Here is a 22494-nt window from a genome sequence, read left to right on the forward strand (position 1 = left end):
CCGCGAACGGGGCCGCGTTCACCCCCGAACTCTCGTGGAACGGCGAGACCTGGCAGCCGCTCTCGCACACGGGCGAGGTCTTCCTGCCGTCGCTCGACGACAGCCTCATCAAGAACGACGACGCCGCGAGCCGTCACTCGCTGTTCGTGCGCAACACGAGCACGAGCGCGACGCTCATCACCGTCGACGCAGCCCTCGGGGAGTGTTCGAGAGCGAGGCGGGATTCTTCCGGTTCGAGATCGGCGTCGACGGCGGGGAAACGCCGATCACGACGACCGGGGGAACGTACGACGTGCTCGTCACGAGCACACAGGCCGCGCGGATCGACGTCGTCATCGACCCGAGCGTGCTGGAGCCGCACGCCGAGGAGCGCACGGGCGAGATGCGCCTCGTCGTGACCGCGACCGTCGACGGTTCGGTCACTGCCGCCGCGCAGCGGTCGGCCGGCGGGGCGAACACCGCGCCGGCGCAATCCGCACAGACGCGCACCTCACTGGCGATCACCCCGCTCCAGCCTCGCTATGCCGCGGCCGCCGCCGCGATTCCGGCCTAGGGGGAACACCATGATCATCTTCACGCGCATCGCGCGCACGGCCGGATCGGTCGTGCTGTGGGTGCTGACCATCATCGGCGCCGCCTCGCTCGCCCTGTGGGCCGCGAGCGCAGCGGGCCTCGTCAAGCCGCTCATCGTCGTCTCAGGGTCGATGGCGCCCGAGATCAACACGGGCGACCTGCTGCTCTCGCTGCCGAAGACCGCGACCGACCTGGAAGTCGGCGACGTCGCGACGATCCGCGGGGGTGCGCGGCACGAGCTCATCACGCACCGCGTCGTCGAGGTCGAAGCGGATGCCTCGGGCTCGGCCGTCGTCCGCATGCAGGGCGACGCCAACGACACGGTCGACCCGCACGACTACGTCGTGCCGGCAGGCATGAGCGTGTGGACGCCGTGGATGCAGGTTCCCGGGGCGGGCGTGGTCATCGACAAGCTCACGACGCCCACGGTGGCGGTGCCGCTCGTCGTCGGGCTGCTCGCCCTCTGCTCTCTCGCCGTCTTCCCCGCGCAGGACGACCGGCGTGAGCGCGAGGCCTCCAAGCGATCCGCCGGAACGGAGCAGACCGCATGAACCGCCCAGCACACATGAAGCGCGCCCTCGGAGGGCTCGCCGGGCTCGTGGCCGTCGCCACCGGACTCGGGGCCTTCGCCTCGACGAACGCGGCCTGGTCGGAGACCGCCGTCGTGCTCGGCCGGTCGACCGTCGCTGCGACGCCGGAGCCCGATCCTGATCCCGAGCCCGGCGACCTCGGCCCGTTCATCCCCGGCGAAGCCACGACGATCGGCGAGATCGAGTGGTTCGATCGCGCCGACGAACCTGATCAGAGCTGTGCTGCGTTCACGGTTGTGGGCGATGGCGTCCCGTGGTCGTTCGAGTTCTCGAGGGAGGGCTTCCCGCTCTGGGGGAACGCCGGCAACGTCTGGGCCCATCCCGATTCCGACAACATCGATCTCGCGGAGCAGAGCTGGACAGGCCCGATCTTCGGGCGCGAACCTCACTGGGCTCCGAGTCCGACCTCGAATCTCGTGATCTGCTGGCAGCGCGTCCCCGAACCGACGATCGGCTGACCCCAAAGACCAGGGCCCGCCTGCGCATCCCCCTTCCAGCGCGCGGGCCCTTCCCCCGGCCCCGGCCGACGCATTCCCCCCTCGCGTCGGTCGGGGCCATTCTCGTGTCCGCGTGCAAGACTCGGCGTCGACGCGACACAAGCAGGGTGTGACGATTGCGAGCACCGCTGCTGACGCCGACGAGACCGAGGGGGTGGCGATGCCCGACGCGCCCGAGGACGGCAGCGCTGCGCCGACGCAGGCGACCGCCGATGACCTCACCTGGTTCACGTCCGTCGCACGCGAGCATGCGACGGCGCTCGTGAAGTACTTCGCGCGCCGCGGCCCGCGCCAGGACGCCGAAGACCTCGCTGCCGACGTGTTCGCGACTGCGTGGCGGCGGCGCGCGGACGTTCCGCGAGACGCTGTGCTGCCGTGGCTGTACCGCACGGCGGGCTTCACGCTCGCGAACCACCGCCGCAAGCACGTCGAACTGCCGGTCGGAGAGGTGCCCGAGACGCACGATGCGAGCGTCTCGGCCGATCCCGAGCTCGCGGCGCTCTTCGACGCCGAACTGCGCGGGGCGCTCGCGAGCGTCGGCGAACGTGATCGGCGCATCCTGTTGCTGCACGCGTGGGAGGGCCTCGACGGAGAGGCGCTCGCGTTCGCCCTCGGCATCTCGCGGTCGGGCGCCGACGCGGCGCTGTCGCGTGCGCGCAAGCGCCTCCGCGAGGCGTGGGGCGAGCGGCTCACGTTCTGAGCGCCGCACGGCTGCAAGGTTCCGGATGTCTCCGACATATGCGTAGGTAGACCCGGTCGAGAGCACCGGATGCCACGGAAGGCGAACGACATGAACGCGCAGACCCCGAACTCGGACGGTCCGAACCCGGGCGGGCACGACGAGCCCGGCATCCCCGACCTCGACCCCGTCGCGCGGCTGCGCGACGCAGACCCCGCCGCGGGCATCGAAGCACGCGCCGGATTCGCCGACGAGGTCGTCGCGCGAGCGGCGGCCGACGTCGCGGCAGACACTGCGCCCGAGACATCCGGAACGCCCGAGACATCCGGCCACGACGCCCCCGTCGCAGACCTCGCGACCGAGCGCGCCCGCCGCCGCCCGCGGCGCTGGGCGGGCATCGCGGCCGTCGCGGCGTCCCTCGTCATCGTGGGCGGTGCCGGCTACGGCATCGGCGCCGCCGCGAACGCGGGCGGAGGCTCGACCCTCGCCGACGGCGCGGCGCCGCCGATCTCGTTGCAGGGCGTGACGCAGGGCGGCGCGAGCGAGCGGGCGGGCGGCGGCGCACCCGGCGCCGAGAAGATGGCGGCCGGCGCGACCGACCTGCGTTACCCGGGCGGTTTCTTCGGCGGCCGGAACACGTTCCGCGCATCGGGCCTCTCGACCGAGGCCGGCAACGCGCAGGGATACACGTTCGACGCACGCGGGGCGTCGAACCCCGAGACGATCGGACAGGTCGCGCACACGCTCGGCCTCGAGGGAACGCCCGAGCTGAAGGACGGCGGCTGGGTGCTCGGCCCCCAAGACGGATCGTCGCCGAGCCTGTGGGCGAGCCTCGACGGCACGTTGAGCTTCTCGTACAACAACCCGCAGCTGAACCCGTGGAAGTGCGCCGCCGACGGCTCGTCGTGCGAGCCGAGCGGTGCGCTGCCGAGTGAGCAGGCCGCGATCGACGCGCTGCGCTCGCTCATCGCGGCGACCGGACGCGATGCCGCGACCTACGAGTTCGCGTCGCAGACCTACGAGGGCGCGGTCACGCGCGCGGCGCAGGCGTACCCCGTCGTCGACGGGCAGCGGCTGGATGTCTCGTGGTACCTCGAGCTCGCCGAGGGCGGCGTCGTGAGCGCCTCGGGCCAGCTCGCGGCGATCGTGCCGCTCGGCGAGTACCCCGTCGTGAGCGCGCAGGAGGCGTTCGAGCGGCTCTCCGACCCGCGGTTCGGCGCGCAGGCGGGCATCATGCCCATGGCGGCGCGTGCCGACACGACGGGCGGGGCGATCGCGGAATCCCTCGAGGTCGCCCCCGACGCGCCCGTCGAATGGACGCCCCCGACCGAGCCGCCCGCGACCCCGACGGCGGGCATCGCCCTCTCGTGGCCGGTCAACGACGTCGAGATCGTGAGCGCGCGCCTCGGCCTCGCGTCGCAGTGGCAGCCCGACGGGAGCGTCCTCATCGTGCCCGCCTACGAGTTCACGGATGCCTCGGGCGGCACCTGGTCGGTCATCGCGGTCGCCGACTCGAAGCTCGACTTCGCGACGAAGTAGCGGCCGGCGCGGTCGGCGCGCTGAGCGCACCCGACGCGGGGCTCACTCCACGAGCCCCGCGTCGTGCGTGAACTCGACGATGATCCAGACGTCGTAGGGCAGGTCGGCGAGGCCGTCGCGGATGCCTCTTCGCACGCGGTCGGCGGCGTCGACGTCGCCCGCGTCGCCCGACTCGTCGGGCAGGACGAACGCGGCCTCGATCGACACCGTGTTGCCCTGCTTGCTCGCCCGGAGGATCGGCACGGGCAGGCCCTCCGCGGTGGCGACCTTGCCGACGGCTTCGCGCACGCGAGCCTGGATCGCGTCGTCGGGCACCGACCCGAGCAGTTCGCGGAGGCCCTTCCGCAGCAGCATGACGGGCAGCGGCACGAGCAGGAGGCTTCCGAGGATGACGAGCACCGAGTCGGCGTACGGCTCGAACCCGCGTGCGGGCGTCAGCCGGAGGAGCAGCACCACGAGCCCGCCGACGAAGATGAGCGCACTCGACACGGCGGCGGAGAGCCATCCGGCCGCCTCCGCTTCGATGAGCGGCAGGTCCTTGCCCATCCGTCGCAGCGCGAGCGCCGTCAGGATCGACACGATCGCGCTCGCGCCGCCGTAGGCGGCGAGCGACACGGGCGAGACCTCCGACCCGCCCGAGAGGATCACGCGCACCGCCTCGACGACGACGTACGCGAGCGTGCCGACCATGACGATCGCCTGCAGGAGCACGACGAGGGGATGAGCGCCGTGCGCCCGAACGGGTAGCGGCGCGTCGGGCCCTTCGCGACGACGCCCGAGACGCGCATCGACGCCCACGTCATGAGGAGCGCGACGGGCGTGAAGATCGCGTCGAGGAGGATCGCCTGCGATTGCGCGAGGAGGCCCCACACGAGCGCGACGACGACGAAGCCGAGCGACACGACGATCGAGAGTCGCAGCGCGCGGCGCTCGCGGGCGGCGGCGCGGTCGCTCGCCGAACCTGAGAGGTCATCGGCTTCTGTGGCCACGTCGCGAGCCTATCGGCGCATGTGCGGCCGGGCTCGTCGAAGCGCGGTGCGCGTCAGTCTTCGGATGCCTCGGCGCCGCCGTCTTCCGACCGCAGGCGCGGCTCGCGGCGGTACTCGGGTCGGACGCCGGCCTTGTCGGCGTAGAACGCGCGCACGCGGTCCATGTCGGCGGACACGTCGCCCGTGACGGGGAACGTCGGGCCGAGGCCGGCGGTCTTCGTCGTGCGGTCGACGAAACCGAGGGTGAGCGGCATCCCCGTCTCCTGCGCGATGCGGTAGAAGCCGGACTTCCAGTACCCGGCGTTCTTCCGCGTCCCGTCGGGCGTCACGACGAGACCGAACACCTCGCCGCCGTTGATGCGGTCGACGACCTCGCCGACGACCCTGCTCGGGTCGGCGCGGTCGACGGGAATGCCGCCGAGTCCGCGCATGATGCCGGCCTTCCACCCCTCGAAGAGGCTCTTCTTGCCGAGCCAGTGGATGCGCATGCCGCGCTGCCACGCGATGCCGAGCATGAAGACGAAGTCCCAGTTCGACGTGTGCGGTGCGCCGACGAGCACCGACGGCCGATCGGGAGCGGGCTCGCCCACGAGGGACCAGCCGCTTGCGGCCCAGGAGATGCGGGCGAGGAATCGTCTGAGCATCCGGCAAACGTATGCGAGAGTGTATGTCCGTTTCGACATACGAGGGACGAATGCCCCGGATGTCTCACCCCTCGTAGTGTGCGAGCCAGCGCGCGAGGATGCCGGCGAGCGCATCGGCGTCGTCGCGGGAGATCGACTCGTCGATGAGTCGCCGCTCGTTGGCGAGGTGCGCCGTGAACGCGCGGTCGATGAGGTCGCGGCCCGCGTCGGTGAGTGCGATGACCCGTCCGCGCCCGTCGGCGTCGCTCACGCGCCGGGTGAGGAGCCCGCGCTCTTCGAGCCGGTCGATGCGCTTGGTCATGGCACCCGAGGTCACCATGGTCGTCTGCGCGAGCTCGGTCGGCGTGCGCTCGAAGGGGGCGCCGCTGCGGCGGAGGGTCGCGAGCACGTCGAACTCGCCCTCGGCAAGGTCGAACGTGCGGTACACCGCGACGAGGTCGTCGGTGAGGTGGTTCGCGAGCCGGTGCAGGCGCGCGATGACGCCCTGCGGGGAGATGTCGAGGTCGGGGCGCTCGCGCGCCCACTCGGCCATGATATGCGCGACGCGGTCGCGGGGCGCGGCTTCGGCGGGGTCGGGAACCTCGGTTCGGGACATCCCTTCACTTTACCTTCCTTGGAAGGTATTGTATCTTCCATGGAAACTAAATGGCGTTGGACGCTCATCGCGGCCGTGGCGCCGATCGCGTGGGGGAGCACCTACTACGTGACCAGGCAGTTCCTCCCGGCCGACTTCCCGCTCTGGGGCGGCGTGCTGCGGGCCCTGCCCGCCGGCATCCTGCTCCTCCTCCTCATCAAGCGGCAACTGCCGCACGGCTCGTGGTGGTGGCGCGCAGCCGTCATCGGCGCCCTCAACGTCGGCGCCTTCTTCGTGCTCGTCTACCTCGCCGCCCAGCTCCTCCCGACGAGCATCGCCGCGACGATCATGGCGACCTCGCCCGTCGTCATGATGCTGTTCGCGTGGCTCCTCGTCTCCGAGAAGCTTCGCGCGCTCGCCCTCGTCGGCGGGGCGCTCGGCATCGCGGGCGTCGCGATCATGCTCGCGGGCGGCGCCGGTTCGTTCTCGCCGTGGGGCGTCGTCGCGTCGATCTCGGCCATGACGATGTCATCCCTCGGCTACATCCTCGCCAAGCGCTGGAGCACAGACCTCGACGTGCTCTCGCTCACGTCGTGGCAGCTCATCGCGGGCGGCGCGATGCTCGTCCCCGTCGCCCTCGTGTGGGAAGGCGCCCCGCCCGCGCTCGACGGCGTCGCGCTCGCCGGGTTCGCGTACGTCGGCATCGTCGCGACCGCGCTCGCGTTCGTCGCGTGGTTCAGCGCGCTCAGACGATTGGATGCCGCGACCGTCGGCCTCGTGGGACTCGTGAACCCCGTCACGGGGGTGCTCCTCGGCACGCTCGTCGCGGGCGAGGCGCTCGGCGCGCAGCAGATCGCAGGGCTCGTGCTCGTCTTCGCCGGCATCCTCCTCGGGCAGCCCGCCGCGGCACGGGTCGTGGGACGACTCGTTCTTCGAGGCGTCGCGCCCTTCCGTGGCGGCGCCGGTCGTGACAGGCTGGCGGCGTGCCCGAGTCCCCGGAGGTCGAGGCTCTCGCCGAGGCGCTCGGCGAGCGGCTGACGGGCCGCGCCCTCGCGAGCGTCGACCTCGTCGAGTTCCGTGTCGTGAAGAGCCGCGGGCGGCCGCCCGAGTCGCTCGTCGGCCAGTCGGTGACGGGCGCGGAGCGCCTGGGCAAGCACGTCGACCTCGCCTTCGGCGCACAGCACCTCGTCGTGTCGCTCGGACGCCACGGGTGGGCGGCGTGGGGCGATGAAGAAACTCCGGATGCCTCGGCCGCACCCGATTCGCCGGTGCACGTGACCCTCGCGACGCTCGGCTTCGACGGCGGTGCAGACGGCGACGGGAACGGTGACGGTGACGGCCTCGCACTCGACCTCACCGACGCGGGCGACTGGGTCTCGCTCGGCGTCTTCGTCGTCGACGACCCGCGCGAGGTGCCCGCGATCGCGAAGCTCGGCCCGGATCCCGCGTCGCCCGGGTTCACGCGCGCCGACTTCGACCGCGCCTTCGTCGGCCGCCGGAAGCAGCTGAAGGCCGTGCTGCAGGAGCAGGAGTCGCTCGCGGGCATCGGCAACGCCTACTCCGACGAGATCCTCTTCGCCGCCCGGCTCTCGCCCGTCGCGCACGCGTCGACGCTCGAGGCCGACGAGCTCGACCGGCTCTTCGCCGCCACGGTCGGCGTCGTCCGCGACGCGATCGCCGCGCGCAGAGGCATCCCCATCTCGCGGTTGAAGGCCGCGAAGGTCGCGGCCATGCAGGTGCACGGGCGTGCCGGCGAGCCGTGTCCCGCGGGGTGCGGGGGAGTCATCCGCTCCTTCTCGTTCGCGTCGACGACCGCCGAGTACTGCCCCGAGTGCCAGACGGGTGGGGAGATCCTGCCGCTCAAGGCGTAGCGCGGCGCGTGGCGCGCGAACTCAGGCGGCGTGCGACCCGACGACGATGGGCGCAGCGACGCGGCTCATGGCGTCGGGCGCGGCCGTGAAGAAGCCGGGGTCGCCCTCGGGCGTGAGGTAGTGCACGCGGATGCCGCGGCCGACCCGCACGAGCTTGGTGACCTCGAAGCGGCGGCCGTGGACGTTGACGAGCGTGTCGCCCGCGGCGAGTTCTCGCGTCTGTCGCAGTTCGATGACCTCCATGCTGAGATCTTCTCAGCACCCACCGACCTCGAAGCGGAGACGTGCGCCGGACTCAGGGAACACGGAGGTCCGAGAGCCCGGCGCACGGCTCACACGAGGTCGTTCGCGCTCCGGAGCGCCGCGCGCACGACCGCATCGGGCACGACCTCGGCGATCGACACGCCGTCGCGCCGTGTGACGCGGAACTCCGCGCGCTCGCCCGGCAGGAGCGTCGCGAGCGCACCGTCGACGCGGAGCGCGTTCGGCTCGACGCCGACCGCCTCGCCGAGCAGGTCGGCGAGGAGTGTCAGATCGCGGACGAGCACGTCGGCCGTCGCCGTCACGCGCAGGGCGCCCTCGTCGAGGTCGACCGCGATCGCCGGCGAGGCCGCCGCGAGGCCGCTCATGCGGTCGGTGCGGTACGCCCAGAGTGCGCGACCCGCGGCCGAGTCGACGACGAGCAGCTCACGAGACGGGTCGCCGGGTGCGGCGAGCGCGTCATCGAGCGTCAGACGCGCCGTGCCGTCGGACGCGACGTCGACGACGAGGTCGGCCGACGCGAGCGTGCGGCCGTCGAAGTCGACCCGGCGCACAGCGAGCGGCACCCGCCGGTCGTCCGCGCCGTCGTTCACGACGACGATCTCGAGCCCGCCCGGCCCCGTCGGGTCGAGCGGCCCACCCGGCGCAAGCGGCTGCACGGTCACGAGCAGGTCGGCGAACGAGCGCCGCATCGCGTGCCACAGCGGCTTCTCGATGCCGTCGGCGTCGACCGCCGCCCAGCTCAGCACGGGCCAGCAGTCGTTCAATTGCCACACGACGACCCCGGAGCATCCGCCGCGGCTGCGCAGCCACTCGACGCCCGCCGTCATCGCGCGCGCCTGCACGAGCTGGGTCGCGAAGTGCCAGCCCTCGGGCGTCCGCTGCACGGGGAAGTGCGGTTGGATGCCGCGCGCGAGGTTGTGGAGGCCGCCGATCGCGCGCAGATGGTGCACGACTTCGGGATTCTCGGGCCCGAGCTCGCCAGACGTCACGACCCGCCGCAGCGTCGACCACGCGGGCGCGCCGCACCAGCCCATCTCGGACACGAACACGGGATCGTGCGTGCGGTAGTTCGCGAAGTCGCGCTCGTTCCACTCGTCCCACAGGTGGCTCGGGCCGCGCGTCGGGTCGTTCGCGTCGGCGTCGAGCGAGCCGCCCCACGGGCTGTTCGCGACGTACGGACGCGTCGGGTCGAGCTCGGCGACGATGCTCGGCAGCAGGTCGGTGTAGTACCCCGCGCCCCACGGCTGATCGCCGACGATGTCGGTCCAGTTCCAGCCCTGCCGACCCATGACGGTCTCGTTGCCGCCGCACCAGACCGCGACGCTCGGATGGTTCGACAGCCGTTCGACGGCCTGCTCGGCCTCGCGCCGCACGAGGTCGGCGACGTCGGCGTCTTCGCGATACGCGGCGCACGCGAACAGGAAGTCCTGCCACACGAGCAGTCCCCGCTCGTCGCAGCCGTCGAGGAACGCCTCGCTCGCGAACACGCCCCGCCCCAGACGCGGAGCAGGTTCGCGCCGCCGTCGACCGCCTGATCGAGCCGCTGCGCGAGCCGCGCATCGGTCACCTCGGCCTCGAACGGGTCGTCGGGGATCCAGTTGTAGCCGCGAATGCGCACACGTCGACCGTTCACGATGATCGCGAAGCGGCCCGGCTCGTCGTCGACCGCGACCGAGCGGAGGCCGATGAGGTGCTCGCGGGTGTCGAGCACGACGGATGCCTCGGGGTCGTCCCCGTCCGGAGCGCCGTCGCGAAGCAGCCGCACGACGAGCCGGTACCTGGGCTGCGCGCCGAGGCCGACGGGCCACCAGAGTTCGGGGTCGGGCACCTCGAGCGCAAGGGCGATCTCGGAGGCATCCGGCCCTGCCGGAGCGGCGTCGGTGACCCGCGCCTCCGCACGTGCGACGATCCGCCCGTCGGGTGCGGTGAGCACGGCCTCGACGCGCCCGGCGGCACGGGCGGAGCCCGAGACATCCGAGGCATTCGAGACATCCGAGACATCCGAACCGCTCGTCTCAACCCGCACGACCGTCGTGACCGTCGCCGACGCGTGATCGTCGGCGAGCGCGACGAGCGGCCGCACGCCCGCGATGCGGGCCTCGAACCGTTCGAGGCGGATCGGCTTCCAGATGCCCGCAGACAGGTGGTGGGGGCCCCAGTCCCAGCCGAAGCTGTAGGCGGCCTTCCGCACGTGCGCGTACGGCTCGTCGTACGGGCTCGGGAGCGGCCCGCGCGCCCGCTCGTCGGCGTAGGCGCGCGCCCACGCCGAGTCGAAGCGCACGACGAGCTCGTTCTCGCCGTCGCGGAGCGCGCCCGCGACGTCGAAGCGGTACTCGAGGTGCTGGTCCTCGGTGCTGCCGACGACGACGCCGTTGAGCCGCAGCTCGGAGAACGTGTCGAGGCCCTCGGCGACGAGCTCGACGCGCTCGGCGGCCCGGTACGCGTCGTCGCCCGCCGTTCCCGCCCACTCGAACGAGCGCCGGTACTCCCACACCGAATGCCCGACCCAGCGCTGGGCGAGCTCGCCGAACCCCACGTCGGGGTCGTCGATGAGCCCCGCACGCAGCAGGTCGAGGTGTACCTGGCCGGGCACGGTCGCGGAGATCGCATCGGGCAGGGAAGGGGCGGCGGATGCCTCGGCCGCATCGTCGGGCGATGCGATGCGCCGAAGCATCCACTCGCCGGTCAGGTCGAATCGCTCCACCGCGCGAGCGGTGGAGTGCTTGATGTCGGTCATCCCTTGAGCGCCCCCGCGACGAGCGCCTCCTGCATCCGCTTCTGCAGAATGCTGTAGGCGAGGTAGACGGGCAGCAACGTGATGACCGTGCCCGCCGCAAGCACGCCGAAGCGCGTCGAATCCGAGACGAGCGTCGGCAGCGCGACCTGCACCGTGCGGATGTCGGGCGAGGTGCCCGTGATCGTGAGCGAGAAGAGGTACTCGTTCCAGAACGTCAGCACCTGCAGGATCGTGACGCTCACGATGCCCGGCATCGCGAGCGGGATGAAGATGCGGCGGAGGATCGCCCACTGGCCCGCGCCGTCGATCGCCGCGGCCTCGACGAGCTCTCCCGGCACCGTCTTCATGAACTGCACGAGCAGCAGGATCGACAGCGGCAGCGCGCTCGCCGGGAGGAAGAGCATCTGGAACTCGCGCGTGTAGAAGAGACCGAGATTGATCGCGAGGATGACCGTCGGGATGAGCGCCGCGAACGGCGGGATGAGGAAGCTCGCCGAGAACGTGCCCGTGATGGCCCGGGCGATGCGGCCCTCGCTGCGAGCGAGCGCATACGCCGCGGGGATCGCGAGGAACAGCGTGAGCGCGACGGCGACGACCGAGATGAACACCGAGTTCAGCAGCGCCTGGCCGAGCTTCGCGCGCTCCCACGCCTCGGCGAAGTTCGTCCACACGGGGTCGAGCGGCAGGCCGAACGGGTCGGTGAAGATGCCGACGTTGTTCTTGAGCGACGAGACGATCAGGTAATACAGGGGGATCGCCAGGATGAGGGCGTACACCCACGCGAGCACCGTCGCGAGGGGCCCGACGAGTTCGGGGCGGGGAGGCGGCGCCTGCGGCGCGGCGCGTTCTGGACTGCGGTCACGGGTTCGGTCCGTTCAGATCTTGGAGCGGAGGACGCGGCGGATGAGGAGCATGCCCGCGACGCCGACGACGAGGAGGATGAGGCCCACGGCCTGGCTGTAGCCGAGGTCGCGCTGCGAGAACGCCTTCGCGTAGACGAGGTACGAGAGCGTCGTCGACGACGTGCCCGGGCCGCCGTTGGTCAGGAGCAGGATGAGCGCCGCCGACGTGAACAGCGTCCACAGGAACTGCAGCATCGTGAGCGTCGCGAAGTAGTCCTTGACCATCGGGAACGCGATCTGCCACATCTTGCGGGTGCGCCCCGCGCCGTCGAGGTCGGCGGCTTCGAGCACCTCGTGCGGCACGCTCGCGAGCCGCGCCGAGAACAGCACCGCTGTCCAGCCGATGCCCGACCACAGGTCGATGAAGATGATCGCCCCGAGTGCCGTCGACGGATTCGCGAGCCACGCGGTCGAGACATCCGTGAGCCCGAGCGCATCGAGGAGCCCGTTGAGGCCGCCCGTCGGCGAGAACACGCCGTAGAAGACCATCGCCTTGATCGAGATCGAGATGAGGCCGGGGAGAAGAACAGGACGCCGAGCAGGCGATGCCCGCGCGGCTTCGAGTTGAGGAAGTACCCGAGCATGAACGCGAGCGGCATCATGACGGGGATCGCGATGACGACCTGCACGAGGCTGTTGCGCAGTGCGTCGTAGAACGTCGGGTCGGTGAAGACGCGCTCGAAGTTCGTCCATCCGGCGAAGCTCGGCGTGTAGATGAGTCCGCGCCAGTCGAGGAACGCGATGACGAACATGCCCGCGAGCGGCCCGACCGTGAAGAGCAGGTACCACGCGAGCGAGGGGGCGGTGAGCCAGAGCAGGCCGCCGGTGCGGCGACGCGGCGAGCGGATGCCTCCTCCGGAGCGCTGTTCGCCGCTCCTTCGGTCTCGCTCGTCGCCGGGGGCGTCGGAGTGTCGATCAGCTGCCCTGCGGGCGGCCTGCACTGGGGTCTCGATCACAGTGGTGCGTCCTTTCGCGGAGTGCGGGGCCGGGTGACCGGCCCCGCACTCCGCGGTCGTTCGGATGGGTCAGGAGACGGTCGCCGCGTCGAGGCCCGCGCAGATCTCCTGCGCGTCGCCGCCGCCGAAGGCCTTCGTGATGACCTGGATGAGCGGGTCTGACGAGGCGCCGATCCAGACGTCCGGAAGCACCGCGTAGTCGACCGTGTCGCCGAGGCCGAGCGCCTGCTGGAGGAGCGGGTTCTTGGCCTTGTCCGCGAAGTCGCCGATGACGGGCGTCACGTTGTTGCCGTTCTCGACGAAGTCGGCGACCGACTCGTCGGTGTAGAACTCTTCGACGAGCTGGCGAACGAGGTCGACGCGGTCGTCGGAGGCGCCCTGCTTGGTCACCATGAAGCCGACGCCCGTGAAGCCCTGGAACGCCGTGGGCTTGTCGAACGCGCCGCCGTCGGGCACCGCGAGGCCGCCGAGCTGCGTGGCGTCCTCGATGCCCGTGCCCGCCTCGATCGCGGGCGCGAAAGCCCACGAGCCGGCCGGCATCGCGGCGGCCTTGCCCGCGTAGTACGTCGCGTACATGTCGTCGGCGGTGTATCCGGCCACGTCGTCGACGAAGACGCCCGCGTCGCGGAGCTGCGTGAAGAGGTCGATGCCCTTCAGGAACTCGTCGGAGTCGCAGTAGCCGCCCTTCGACATGACCTCCTTCGAGGTGTCGGCGTCGGCGTACGACTGGATGATCTGGTAGAAGAGCTTCTGCCCCGACCAGTCGTTGCCGCCCACGATGAGCGGCGGCACGTCGGCCGCGCGCAGCGCCTTCGCAGCGGCGATGAGGTCGTCGGTCGTCTGCGGGATCTCGGTGACGCCGGCCTTCGCGAGCAGGTCGGTGTTGTACCAGAGCGGCCAGTTGAAGCCCGAGTAGGGCAGGCCCTGGAGCTCGGCCGAGCTGTCGCCGCCGACGCGCCACTCGTCGAGCGCGCTCGGCTGGAGCTTGTCGGTGAGGCCCCACTCGTCGGCGAGGTCGTCGAGCGGCACGGTGACGCCCGCGTCGAGCCAGCCGAGGGTCTTGTCGTAGAGGTTGACGATGACGAGATCGGGTGCCTTGCCCGCCGCGACGGCGGTCTCGACCTGGTCGTCGATGTCTTCGAGTCCGTCGGTGAAGTCGACCGTGATGCCGGTCTTCTCGGTGAAGCGGTCGAAGACGCGCTGCTGGATCTCGGCCTCGGCGCTGCCGGCCGCCCAACGGGTCACGACGCTGATGTGGTCGGACGCCTGCGAGGCTCCGCCGGAGGCCCCGGCGCAGCCGGTGAGGGCGAGGGCCGGGACGGCGACGGCCGCGATGAGCGCGACCGATCGGGTCCTGCTGTGATTCATGGGGCTCCTTTGCTCGAATGCGAATCCACATCAGGATCACCGATCGAACATCGGATGTCAATTACTTAGATAAATAATTTATGTTTTGCTTGGAAGGTGAGTCAGCGGTCTCCGGATGCCTCGGAGCCGCCGGATGCCTCGGGCGCGACGCCTGCGGCCGCTGCGACGGGAGCCGCCGCGGTCGACCCGCGCGCGACGAACGCGGCGACGGGAGCGCGCACGGCTCCGGGCGCTTCGCCGGCCACCGCCGCGAGCGCCGCGGTCGCGAGGAGTTCGCCGATCGTCTGCACGTCGTGGCTCATCGCCGAGAGCGCCGGCTGCGACAGCTGACACAGCGCCGAGTCGTCCCACGCGACGATCGACACGTCGGCCGGGACATCCAGCCCCGCCTCGCGCGCCGCCTCGAGCGCGCCGATCGCCATGACGTCGTTGTCGGCGACGATCGCCGTCGGCCGCTCTTCCGCGTTCTCACGGAGCAGTTCGGCTGCGAGTTCGCGCCCGCTGCGCTCGGAGTAGTCGCCCTCGCGCACGGCCGTCTTCGCACCGGCTGCCGCGGCGGCCCGCTCGAACGCCGCGCGCCGCAGGCGCGTGTGCGCCATCCGCTCGGGGCCCGAGAGATGCGCGATGCGGGTGTGACCGAGCCGCAGCATTGCCTCGACCGCGGCATCCATCACGAGTTCGTCCTGCGACCACACCGACGAGAGGCCCGACGCCGTGTCGAGGTCGCCCGACACGACCGCGGGCATGCCGAGTTCGCGCACGAGCGCGACCGCCGGGTCGCCCGGCTCGAGGTCCATGAGGATGACGGCGTCGACGAGCCCGCCGTCCGCCCATCGGCGGATCGTCGCCTGGACCTCGGCGGCCGACGGCACGATCCGAAGCAGGACCGAGCCGCCCTGCGGCACGAGCACACGCTCGATGCCCGCGACGAGTTCGTGCATGTACGGCTCGGCGCCCAGCACTTCGGCGGGTTTGGCCAGTGCGAATCCGACCGTGAGCTCCACTCGCGCCTCCCGCCGATCGCCGCCCTGTTCTGGTGAACTAACCTACTGGGACGACGGAGGGAGACGGTGTGGCGCGTCGCGAACAGGCCGCGGGGCCGGGCAGCCGCGCGGTCATCGTCGACCTCGTGCGCTCGGCCGGCCGCATCAGCCGCGTCGAGCTCGCCGAGCTCACGGGGCTGACGCAGCCCGCCGTGTCGGGCATCGTCCGCAAGCTCATCGCCGACGGCGTCATCCGCGAGACGGGTGCCGTCGTCTCGACGGGCGGCAAGCCGCGCTCGCTCCTCGAACTCGACTCGCACGCCGCCTACGGCATCGGGATGCACGTCAGCCCCGGCGCCATCACGTGCGTCGCGACCGACACCCTCGGCGGCGTCGTCGCGCGCCAGGCGGTCGCGACGAGCGCGGGCGGCGGCGCGTCCGACGGCGCGGTCGCGTCGGGCACGCATGCCGTGGGCGGCATGGCCGACCGCATCGTCGCCCTCTACCGACGGTTCGTCGACGCGGTCGGGCTCGACCCCGCCGACGTCGTCGGGCTCGCGGTCGCCGTGCCCGGCGCGATCGACCTCGCCTCCGGCCTCGTGCCCGCGCCCGCGACGGTCCCCGGCCTGGAGGGGGTGCCGCTCCGCGACGAGCTCGCGAAGCGTCTCGACACGCGCGTGTTCGTCGACAACGACGCGTCGCTCGCCGCGGTCGGCGAGTTCTGGAGCCGCAACGTCTCGCGCTCCGACGCCTTCGCGACGGTCTACATGGACGGCGGCATCGGCGCGGGCGTCGTGCTCGACGGGGCGCTTCTGCGGGGTGCGAGCTCGAACACGGCCGAGCTCGGGCACATCACGATCGAGCCCGACGGTATCGAGTGCTTCTGCGGGAACATCGGATGTCTCGAGCGCTATGCGTCGCCAGCGGCGGTCGCCGAACTCGCCCGCGGGCGGGGCATCCTGCCCGCTCCCGACGCCGACGCGCTCGGCGACGACGCCCTCTTCGACCTGCTCGCGCGGGCCGCCGTCATCGGCGATCCCGACGCGGGCGCGATCGTCGGGCAGGCCGCCGATCGGCTCGCCCGGGCCGTCCTGACCCTCGCGAACCTCTTCGACCTCGACCGCATCGTGCTCGCGGGCGCCGGCTTCGCCGTCGCCGGCTCGATCTTCGCGACCGCCGTGCAGGAACGCCTCGACGCGCGGGCGTTCGCCCGGCGCATCCATCCCGTGCGCGTCGAACTCGCGATCGACCCGCGCGACTCGGCCGCGATCGGCGCGGCGACGCTCGTGCTGCAGTCGTCGGTCGCGCCCGGCCACGGGCCTGCGGCGCGCGGCTGAGCGTGCAGACACCCTCGCACCGCGCCCGCGTGGGTCGCATGTGCGTCGATCCGTCGCAGATTGCCCTCAGTGGTGCTCGCGAAGGGCGTTCTGCGACGGATCGGTGGAGAGACCGGCGACGTGCGCAGGGCGCAGCGTCGCTCAGTCTGTGAGTACCCCGTCGACGAGTCGCTCGAGCACCGTGAGGCCGTCGGGCGAGAGCACCGACTCGAGATGGCCCTGGACCGACGCGATCTTCGCGCCGCGGAGCGCATGCACGATGCCCGTCTCGGGGTCGGACGCGATCTCGAGCGCGAGCTCGGGCGTCGTCGACCCGTTCTCGCCGCGCGCCGCGAACGTGTTGTAGAACCCGATGGCCGCCTGCTCGCCGAACACGTCGATCACATGCTGCTGCCCCTGCCGGGGCGCGGGCAGCGGCTCGATGGGAAGCCCCGCGAGGTCTGAGAGCACCTGGTGGCTGAGGCACACCGCGAGCGCCGGACGGCCCTGCGCGAGGCGGGCCGACACGAGTTCGCGCAGGCGCGCGACGCGCGGGTCGGACTCGTCGCGCGGGTCGCCGGGACCGGGGCCGAAGACGACGAGGGCTTCGGATGCCTCGGTGGGCGCCTCGTGCCACGGCACGACCCGTGCGCGGTAGCCGAGGTGATGCAACTGGTGGGCGAGCATCGTCGTGAACTCGTCTTCGTTGTCGACGACGAGCACGTCGGCGTCCTTCGACGGTCGTGAGGCCTGTGCGGTGCTCCAGAACGGCGCGAGGTCGTGGTTGCGGGCCGCGAGGAGGGGTGCGACGCGAGGGTCGTCGTGGGCTTCGGCCGACGAGCCCGCCGCCGAGGCATCCGCCCTGGGGATCGCGCCGATCGCGGTCAGGACGCCCGACGCCTTGGTCCATGTCTCGGCGACCTCGCTCTCGGGCTTGGAGTGGCGCACGAGCGTCGCGCCCGCCGACACGCGCACGTGCCCGGCGTCGTCGACGAAGGCCGTGCGGATGAGGATGGGGGCGTCGACGTCGTAGCCCGCGTCGGTCGGCGTGAAGCGCGCGAGCACGCCCGCGTAGTATCCGCGCGCCGTCGTCTCGTGGCGGGCGATGACCGTGCAGGCGTTCTGCATGGGCGAGCCCGTGACGGTCGGGGCGAACATCGTGAGGCGCAGCACCTGGCGCACGTCGAGGTCGGAATGCCCCTCGAGCAGGTATTCGGTGTGGGTCAGCCGCGACATCCGCTTCAGGAACGGGCCGCGCATGCGGCCGCCGTTCGGGCACACGGCGCTCATCATCTTGAGCTCTTCGTCGACGACCATGAAGAGCTCTTCGCGCTCTTTCACGTCGGTGAGGAACGCGACGAGGTCGTCGCCCGTCGCGCCGCCCGCGGGGTGGCGGAATGTGCCGCTGATCGGGTTCATCGATACGACGCCGCCGATCGACGAGACGTGCCGTTCGGGCGTCGCGCCCACGAGCGAGACGCCGGGCGTCGAGATCGCGAACGTCCAGTACGCGCCGCGCTCGAACTCGAGGAGCGCCCGCAGCCAGCCGAGCAGCGCCTCGCGCGTCGGCACGTCGGTCGTGCCCGTGAAGTCGCGACGGATGACGAAGTTCGCGCCCTCGCCGTGCCCGATCTCGTCGTCGATGACGCGGCGCACGATGGCGGCGTACTCGTCGTCGGGGATGTCGACCGACAGGTCGCCGATCGCCGCGGGGTGCGGCGGGAGCGCGGTGATCGCCGCATCGACGGAGAGCGTCTCGCGGTCGCGCACGATGAGGCAGCGCAGCGGCGCCCCGTCGTCGTGGGCGACGTACCCGCGCTCGCGCACCTGGCGGAACGGCACGAGTGTCAGCACCTCGGCGCCGTCGAGCGGGATGTCGGCGAGCCGGTCGACATCGACCACGTCGCCGATCAGCACGTCGAGCGTGGGCTCCTGCTCGCGGCGGATGATCGCGAACGCGGGGGCGCCGGGGGCGGTGAGCGTGGGGAGGAGTCTCGACATGTGGTTCTCCGGTCGGGCCCGCGGTGGCCGCCGGAAACGCGAGACGACCGCCCTCGGGCGGTCGTCGTGCGTCGTGCGCTCGTGATCCGCCTAGGAGGCGGGCCACCAGGAGCGGGTCGACGCGGGCTGCATGGGCACGAGCGTAGCGCATGCCGACGAGGTCGAGCGCTGCGGATGTCTCGGTGCAGCGCGCGCGAGAAATAGTTGCGGGCGCCCGCCGCGAGCGCGATGTCGACGATCTCGCGGTCCGAGAAGCCGTGGGCGCGAAGGCGCGACGCATCCGCCTCGGTCATCGACGCCGAGTCGCCGCTCAACCGCTCGGCGAACGCCATCATCTCGATCTCGGCGGGGGAGAGATCTGCGTCGCGGTAGTCGCGCGCGATGCGGGTCAACTGGTCTTCGTCGAAGACCTTGAGCGACTTGCGCCCGTGGGCGAGCAGGCACGCGTCCGACCCGATCGCGCGGGCCGCGGCGAGCGTCACGAGCTCGTACCTGCGGAGCCCGAGGTCGGCGACGACGGCCTTCACGAGCGCACGGAACGCCGCGGTCGCCTCGGGGTTCACGGCCATGACGCGCGTGTGACTCGCGACGTAGCCGAGGTCGCGCTCGTCCTCTGCGTACTGCTCGGCCGCGAGTCCCGTGGCCTCGCCAGGCTCGGGCGTCCGGATGATCGACATGGCGTGTCCCTCCCGATCGGCGTCGCCTTCGACGAGGTCAAGGTACGCTCCCAGCGCCGCAGCGGCATCAGGGGCGACCCCGAGGCATCCGCCCGCGAGCTTCGAGCCGCGAGACCGACGCGCTACGCAGCCGAGTCATGGCAGTTGACGTCGTTCACCCAGCCGTAGTCGTAGAGGTCGTTGCCGAACACGACGTCGAACTCCTCACCGGACTCGGCGTCCTGGAACCGCTGGGTCTCGTAGAACTCGGGTTCGACCCCGTCCTCGTCGTTCGTGTAGCCGATCGTGACCGACATGATGCGGCACTTGTCGAGGGGGAAGACGGCGGTCTCCCAGCAGCCCTTCTCGAACTTCTCCGAGCAGAGGTCGTCGAGGCGGCCGTCGGTGTAGACCTCGAGCGCGGCGGGGAACGTGAAGAGCGTTTCGAGTGCGGAGTAGCGGTCGACGCCGTGCTCGCCCGGCCCCGCCGAGCCGCCCGACGCCGCCGTGTCGACGAGCGGCCGCACGGCGGCGACGCCGGCGAACACCGCGACGACGAGGAGCGCGAGGGTCGCGACCGATCCGATGACGATGCCCGCGATCGCGCCACCCGAGAGGTGTCGCCGCGGGGCGGCGGCGAGTTCGTGGAGGAGCGTCGCCCGGGCGACGGCGATCGCCGCGGTGGCGCGTTCGGCTTCGCGGCGCGAGGCTTCGTCGATCGCGCGAGACGGATGGCTCGCCCAGGCCGCTTGCGCGGCGGCCGACTCGATGCGGTCGACGGTGAGCGGCGCGGTGGGATCGAGGCGCAGCCAGGCGCGGGCGGTGTACGGGTCCACGTCGCGATCCTATGGGCGACCGCCGACGCGAGGTAAGGACTCCTTCGGGGGAGCTCTCGCGGATGTCGGCTCGGCGCGGCAGGATGTCAGCGTGCCCGAACTCCCCGAGGTCGAAGCGCTCTCGCGGTTCCTCCGCGAGCGCACGGTGGGCCATGCCGTCGCGTCGATCCGGATGGCGTCGATCTCGGCGCTCAAGACGTTCGATCCGCCCCTGCACACGCTCGAGGGCGCCGAGATCACGGCCGTCGATCGGCACGGCAAGTTCGTCGACCTCGTGACGCCGGCCGGTCACCTCGTCTTCCATCTCGCGCGCGCCGGATGGCTGCGCTGGTACGACGAGGTGCCGAAGACGGCCGTGAAGCCCGGCAAGTCGCCGCTCGCGCTGCGACTGCGGCTCGACGACGGCGCGGGCTTCGACCTCACCGAGGCCGGCACGAAGAAGTCGCTCGCCGTGTACGTCGTGCGCGACCCCGCCGAGATCCCGGGCGTCGCGCGGCTCGGACCCGACCCCACCGAGCCCGGATTCACGCGCGACGACTTCGCGGCGATCCTCGACGGGCGGCGCACGCAGATCAAGGGCGTCCTCCGCGACCAGTCGATCTTCGCGGGCATCGGCAACGCCTACTCCGACGAGATCCTGCACGCCGCGAAGATGTCGCCCTACCTGCTCGCCGCGAAGCTCACGCCCGAGCAGATCGACACCCTCTACTCCGCGATGCGCGACACCCTCGCAGAGGCCGTCGCCGAGGCATCCGGCAAACCGCCCGCCGACCTCAAAGACGCCAAGCGACGCGGCATGCAGGTGCACGGCCGCGCCGGCCAGGCATGCCCCGTGTGCGGCGATACGGTCCGTCAGGTGATCTTCGCCGACTCGACCTTCCAGTACTGCCCGACGTGCCAGACGGGCGGCAAGCCGCTCGCCGACCGCGTGCTCTCGCGGCTCGTCAAGTGAGCCGGGTGAGCGACGCCGACGCGCGCGACGCCGTCGTCGCGCGGCTGCGCGCCGCCGGGTGCGTCTTCGCCGAAGACGAGACGCGGCTGCTCGAAGAAGCGGCACGGGCGGCGGATGCCTCGGTGCTCGACGGGCTCGTCGCGCGCCGTGTCGCGGGCGAACCGCTCGAGACGATCCTCGGCTGGGTCCTGTTCGGCGGGCTCCGCCTCGCCGTCGCGCCCGGCGTCTTCGTGCCGCGCGTGCGCACCGAGGCGCTCGCCGCGGAGGCGGCGCGGCTCGCGATCGCGGCTTCGGGGGCCTCCGCGCCCGTGGTGGTCGACCTGTGCGGGGGAGTCGGGGCGATCGCGGCCGTCGTCGGCGAACGGTGCCGGGCCGCGGGCGTCGCGCTCGGCGCGCTCGTCACGACCGACATCGACCCCGTGGCATCCGCCGTCGCCGCGCGCAATCTCGCGCCCTACGCGGGCGAGGCGCACGCCGGCGATCTCTTCGCGGCGGTGCCCGAGGACCTCGCCGGTCGCATCGACGTGCTCGCCGTCAACGCGCCTTACGTGCCGACCGACGCGATTGCGACGATGCCGCCCGAGGCACGCGACCACGAGCCGCGCGTCGCGCTCGACGGCGGCGCCGACGGACTCGAGCTGCACCGGCGCATCGCGGCGTCGGCCGCCGACTGGCTCGCCCCCGGCGGCAGCATCCTCATCGAGACGAGTGTCGCGCAGGCGCCGCGCACGTCGGCGCTCCTCGCCGCGGGAGGGCTCGAGGTCCGCGTCGAGCACGACGACGACCGCGACGGCACGTTCGTGGTGGGCCGGCTCGTCGTCGGGCGGAAGGCGGGCTGAGCGGGCGAGCGCTCAGCCCCCGCCGCGCACCCGCGAATCGGCGTCCGCGAGGATCGCGACGACCTCGGCATCGGGGGTCTGCGCGAAGTCGAGGTAGTGCATGCCGACGGCCATGAAGCCCGGCGGCGCCGCGAGGCGCACGACCTCGTCGGCGGTGCCGTCGCCCACGAGGTCGGCGAGCGAGTCGGGAGCCGCGACCGGGACGGCGAGGACGACTCGCGCGGCACCCATCGCCCGCGCGACCCGGCACGCCACCCGCGCGGTCGCTCCCGTCGCGACGCCGTCGTCGACGATCACCGCCGTCCGGCCCTCGATCGGCGCGGCCGCACGCCCGCTCCGGAACCGCGCGACGCGCGACTCGACCTCGGCGCGCTCGCGCGCTTCGATGCGCCGCAGCTCGCCGTGGGGCACCCGCGCCTGCGCGAGCACGTCGTCGTTCCACACGACCGTGCCGCCCTCGCCGACGGCGCCCATCGCGACCTCGGGCCGGTGCGGCACGCCGAGCTTCCGCACGACGAGCACGTCGAGAGGCGCGGCGAGCGCGTGAGCGACCTCGTCGGCGACGGGCACGCCGCCCCGCGGCAGTCCGAGGACGACGACGTCCGGCCCTGAGACATCCGGCCCTGGGACAGCCGACACCGAGGCATCCGCCGCGAACCGTCCCGCGACCGCCTCGGCGAGCCGCCGCCCGGCGTCGCGCCGATCCGCGAAGCGCGACATCGCCGCCG

General features: G+C 72.1%; 25 protein-coding genes and 1 pseudogene. 11 read left to right on the forward strand and 15 right to left on the reverse strand.

The features are described 5' to 3' along the window. Positions 1 to 202 precede the first annotated feature (202 nt). The 5 genes from ET445_RS09425 to ET445_RS09445 all read left to right on the forward strand — a co-directional run bounded on the left by ET445_RS09425 (position 203) and on the right by ET445_RS09445 (position 3878). Positions 203 to 553: a hypothetical protein gene (locus ET445_RS09425; protein ID WP_129190874.1), complete on the forward strand. Its 351-nt coding sequence runs from the start codon at positions 203 to 205 to the stop codon at positions 551 to 553. A 10-nt stretch (positions 554 to 563) separates the two neighbouring features. After that, on the forward strand, positions 564 to 1124 hold the full coding sequence (locus ET445_RS09430; protein WP_165314354.1) for a signal peptidase I: 561 nt from the start codon (positions 564 to 566) through the stop codon (positions 1122 to 1124). Beyond that, positions 1121 to 1621, forward strand: a complete 501-nt coding sequence (locus tag ET445_RS09435; protein WP_129190878.1) for a hypothetical protein — start codon at positions 1121 to 1123, stop codon at positions 1619 to 1621. The genes ET445_RS09430 and ET445_RS09435 overlap by 4 nt, the downstream gene beginning before the upstream one ends. A 148-nt stretch (positions 1622 to 1769) precedes the next feature. Then, the gene (locus ET445_RS09440; RefSeq protein ID WP_243695145.1) at positions 1770 to 2360 is read left to right on the forward strand and encodes an RNA polymerase sigma factor; all 591 of its coding nucleotides are present in this window, start codon (positions 1770 to 1772) and stop codon (positions 2358 to 2360) included. Positions 2361 to 2450: 90 nt separating this feature from the next. Further along, the gene (locus tag ET445_RS09445; RefSeq protein WP_129190880.1) at positions 2451 to 3878 is read left to right on the forward strand and encodes a hypothetical protein; all 1428 of its coding nucleotides are present in this window, start codon (positions 2451 to 2453) and stop codon (positions 3876 to 3878) included. Positions 3879 to 3920: 42 nt separating this feature from the next. Here ET445_RS09445 and ET445_RS09450 read toward each other — a convergent pair whose 3' ends face one another. The 4 genes from ET445_RS09450 to ET445_RS09465 all read right to left on the reverse strand — a co-directional run bounded on the left by ET445_RS09450 (position 3921) and on the right by ET445_RS09465 (position 6106). Next, positions 3921 to 4589: a cation efflux transmembrane domain-containing protein gene (locus tag ET445_RS09450; protein WP_165314355.1), complete on the reverse strand. Its 669-nt coding sequence runs from the start codon at positions 4587 to 4589 to the stop codon at positions 3921 to 3923. Continuing rightward, positions 4523 to 4867 carry a cation efflux transmembrane domain-containing protein gene (locus tag ET445_RS18725; protein WP_129190884.1) on the reverse strand — a complete coding sequence of 115 codons (345 nt, stop codon included), beginning with the start codon at positions 4865 to 4867 and terminating at the stop codon, positions 4523 to 4525. The genes ET445_RS09450 and ET445_RS18725 overlap by 67 nt, the downstream gene beginning before the upstream one ends. A 53-nt stretch (positions 4868 to 4920) precedes the next feature. Then, complete coding sequence (locus tag ET445_RS09460) at positions 4921 to 5511, reverse strand: 1-acyl-sn-glycerol-3-phosphate acyltransferase (RefSeq protein WP_129190886.1); 591 nt, start codon at positions 5509 to 5511, stop codon at positions 4921 to 4923. Between the two features lie 64 nt (positions 5512 to 5575). Then, a complete protein-coding gene (locus ET445_RS09465; RefSeq protein WP_129190888.1) occupies positions 5576 to 6106 on the reverse strand; it encodes a MarR family winged helix-turn-helix transcriptional regulator in 531 nt (176 codons plus the stop codon). Between the two features lie 39 nt (positions 6107 to 6145). Here ET445_RS09465 and ET445_RS09470 point away from each other — a divergent pair, with 39 nt between their 5' ends. Together ET445_RS09470 and ET445_RS09475 are read left to right on the forward strand one after the other, a co-directional pair. After that, positions 6146 to 7123, forward strand: coding sequence for an EamA family transporter (locus ET445_RS09470; protein ID WP_129190890.1), 978 nt, complete (start codon positions 6146 to 6148; stop codon positions 7121 to 7123). Then, positions 7069 to 7956, forward strand: a complete 888-nt coding sequence (locus ET445_RS09475; RefSeq protein ID WP_129190891.1) for a DNA-formamidopyrimidine glycosylase family protein — start codon at positions 7069 to 7071, stop codon at positions 7954 to 7956. Before ET445_RS09470 ends, ET445_RS09475 begins: the two co-directional genes overlap by 55 nt. Positions 7957 to 7977: 21 nt before the next feature. Here the strand turns inward: ET445_RS09475 and ET445_RS09480 are convergent, their stop codons facing one another. From ET445_RS09480 to ET445_RS09510, 7 genes and pseudogenes are all read right to left on the reverse strand, one after another. Then, a complete protein-coding gene (locus tag ET445_RS09480) occupies positions 7978 to 8199 on the reverse strand; it encodes a hypothetical protein (protein WP_129190893.1) in 222 nt (73 codons plus the stop codon). Between the two features lie 89 nt (positions 8200 to 8288). Further along, the gene (locus ET445_RS09485) at positions 8289 to 9707 is read right to left on the reverse strand and encodes a glycoside hydrolase family 2 TIM barrel-domain containing protein (RefSeq protein WP_243695146.1); all 1419 of its coding nucleotides are present in this window, start codon (positions 9705 to 9707) and stop codon (positions 8289 to 8291) included. Positions 9708 to 10024: 317 nt separating this feature from the next. After that, positions 10025 to 10957: pseudogene (locus ET445_RS18650) on the reverse strand (glycosyl hydrolase 2 galactose-binding domain-containing protein); the annotation flags it as partial. Beyond that, a complete protein-coding gene (locus ET445_RS09495) occupies positions 10954 to 11745 on the reverse strand; it encodes a carbohydrate ABC transporter permease (RefSeq protein WP_129190899.1) in 792 nt (263 codons plus the stop codon). The pseudogene ET445_RS18650 and the gene ET445_RS09495, both read right to left, overlap by 4 nt. Before the next feature lie 87 nt (positions 11746 to 11832). Then, positions 11833 to 12348, reverse strand: a complete 516-nt coding sequence (locus tag ET445_RS17625; RefSeq protein WP_208008354.1) for a carbohydrate ABC transporter permease — start codon at positions 12346 to 12348, stop codon at positions 11833 to 11835. A 536-nt stretch (positions 12349 to 12884) separates the two neighbouring features. Further along, positions 12885 to 14183, reverse strand: a complete 1299-nt coding sequence (locus ET445_RS09505; protein ID WP_129190901.1) for an ABC transporter substrate-binding protein — start codon at positions 14181 to 14183, stop codon at positions 12885 to 12887. Positions 14184 to 14284: 101 nt separating this feature from the next. Further along, complete coding sequence (locus tag ET445_RS09510) at positions 14285 to 15187, reverse strand: LacI family DNA-binding transcriptional regulator (RefSeq protein WP_208008355.1); 903 nt, start codon at positions 15185 to 15187, stop codon at positions 14285 to 14287. 68 nt (positions 15188 to 15255) lie between these two features. Here ET445_RS09510 and ET445_RS09515 point away from each other — a divergent pair, with 68 nt between their 5' ends. Further along, the gene (locus ET445_RS09515; protein WP_208008356.1) at positions 15256 to 16503 is read left to right on the forward strand and encodes an ROK family transcriptional regulator; all 1248 of its coding nucleotides are present in this window, start codon (positions 15256 to 15258) and stop codon (positions 16501 to 16503) included. Positions 16504 to 16644: 141 nt separating this feature from the next. On the opposite strand, the gene ET445_RS09520 is transcribed toward ET445_RS09515, so the two are convergent. Together ET445_RS09520 and ET445_RS09525 are read right to left on the reverse strand one after the other, a co-directional pair. After that, the gene (locus tag ET445_RS09520; RefSeq protein WP_129190903.1) at positions 16645 to 18483 is read right to left on the reverse strand and encodes an anthranilate synthase family protein; all 1839 of its coding nucleotides are present in this window, start codon (positions 18481 to 18483) and stop codon (positions 16645 to 16647) included. Further along, positions 18393 to 19160: a carboxymuconolactone decarboxylase family protein gene (locus tag ET445_RS09525; protein WP_129190905.1), complete on the reverse strand. Its 768-nt coding sequence runs from the start codon at positions 19158 to 19160 to the stop codon at positions 18393 to 18395. Before ET445_RS09525 ends, ET445_RS09520 begins: the two co-directional genes overlap by 91 nt. A 3-nt stretch (positions 19161 to 19163) precedes the next feature. On the opposite strand from ET445_RS09525, the gene ET445_RS17225 reads away from it, so the two are divergent. Continuing rightward, on the forward strand, positions 19164 to 19328 hold the full coding sequence (locus ET445_RS17225) for a hypothetical protein (protein WP_165314357.1): 165 nt from the start codon (positions 19164 to 19166) through the stop codon (positions 19326 to 19328). Here ET445_RS17225 and ET445_RS09530 read toward each other — a convergent pair. Next, positions 19283 to 19975 carry a hypothetical protein gene (locus ET445_RS09530; protein WP_129190907.1) on the reverse strand — a complete coding sequence of 231 codons (693 nt, stop codon included), beginning with the start codon at positions 19973 to 19975 and terminating at the stop codon, positions 19283 to 19285. The genes ET445_RS17225 and ET445_RS09530 overlap by 46 nt on opposite strands. A 91-nt stretch (positions 19976 to 20066) precedes the next feature. On the opposite strand from ET445_RS09530, the gene ET445_RS09535 reads away from it, so the two are divergent. Both ET445_RS09535 and ET445_RS09540 read left to right on the forward strand, forming a co-directional pair. After that, entirely contained in the window at positions 20067 to 20927 is an 861-nt protein-coding gene (locus tag ET445_RS09535; RefSeq protein ID WP_129190909.1) for an Fpg/Nei family DNA glycosylase, read from the forward strand. A gap of 5 nt (positions 20928 to 20932) precedes the next feature. Then, the gene (locus tag ET445_RS09540; RefSeq protein ID WP_129190911.1) at positions 20933 to 21766 is read left to right on the forward strand and encodes a putative protein N(5)-glutamine methyltransferase; all 834 of its coding nucleotides are present in this window, start codon (positions 20933 to 20935) and stop codon (positions 21764 to 21766) included. A 12-nt stretch (positions 21767 to 21778) separates the two neighbouring features. Here ET445_RS09540 and ET445_RS09545 read toward each other — a convergent pair whose 3' ends face one another. Further along, positions 21779 to 22486 (reverse strand): phosphoribosyltransferase, encoded by a 708-nt coding sequence (locus ET445_RS09545; RefSeq protein ID WP_129190913.1) that lies wholly within the window; start codon positions 22484 to 22486, stop codon positions 21779 to 21781. Positions 22487 to 22494: the final 8 nt, after the last annotated feature.

Origin of the sequence: Agromyces protaetiae (genome assembly GCF_004135405.1) — a bacterium.
Classification (GTDB): Bacteria; Actinomycetota; Actinomycetes; order Actinomycetales; family Microbacteriaceae; genus Agromyces; species Agromyces protaetiae.

What these genes read in the sequence shown, in the direction of transcription:
- ET445_RS09430 (WP_165314354.1), top strand. Translation starts at nt 564, where the DNA reads ATGATCATCTTCACGCGCATCGCGCGCACGGCCGGATCGGTCGTGCTG.
- ET445_RS09435 (WP_129190878.1), top strand. Translation starts at nt 1,121, where the DNA reads ATGAACCGCCCAGCACACATGAAGCGCGCCCTCGGAGGGCTCGCCGGG.
- ET445_RS09445 (WP_129190880.1), top strand. Translation starts at nt 2,451, where the DNA reads ATGAACGCGCAGACCCCGAACTCGGACGGTCCGAACCCGGGCGGGCAC.
- ET445_RS09460 (WP_129190886.1), bottom strand. Translation starts at nt 5,511, where the DNA reads ATGCTCAGACGATTCCTCGCCCGCATCTCCTGGGCCGCAAGCGGCTGG.
- ET445_RS09465 (WP_129190888.1), bottom strand. Translation starts at nt 6,106, where the DNA reads ATGTCCCGAACCGAGGTTCCCGACCCCGCCGAAGCCGCGCCCCGCGAC.
- ET445_RS09470 (WP_129190890.1), top strand. Translation starts at nt 6,146, where the DNA reads ATGGAAACTAAATGGCGTTGGACGCTCATCGCGGCCGTGGCGCCGATC.
- ET445_RS09480 (WP_129190893.1), bottom strand. Translation starts at nt 8,199, where the DNA reads ATGGAGGTCATCGAACTGCGACAGACGCGAGAACTCGCCGCGGGCGAC.
- ET445_RS17625 (WP_208008354.1), bottom strand. Translation starts at nt 12,348, where the DNA reads ATGGTCTTCTACGGCGTGTTCTCGCCGACGGGCGGCCTCAACGGGCTC.
- ET445_RS09505 (WP_129190901.1), bottom strand. Translation starts at nt 14,183, where the DNA reads ATGAATCACAGCAGGACCCGATCGGTCGCGCTCATCGCGGCCGTCGCC.
- ET445_RS09520 (WP_129190903.1), bottom strand. Translation starts at nt 18,483, where the DNA reads ATGTCGAGACTCCTCCCCACGCTCACCGCCCCCGGCGCCCCCGCGTTC.
- ET445_RS09525 (WP_129190905.1), bottom strand. Translation starts at nt 19,160, where the DNA reads ATGTCGATCATCCGGACGCCCGAGCCTGGCGAGGCCACGGGACTCGCG.
- ET445_RS09545 (WP_129190913.1), bottom strand. Translation starts at nt 22,486, where the DNA reads ATGTCGCGCTTCGCGGATCGGCGCGACGCCGGGCGGCGGCTCGCCGAG.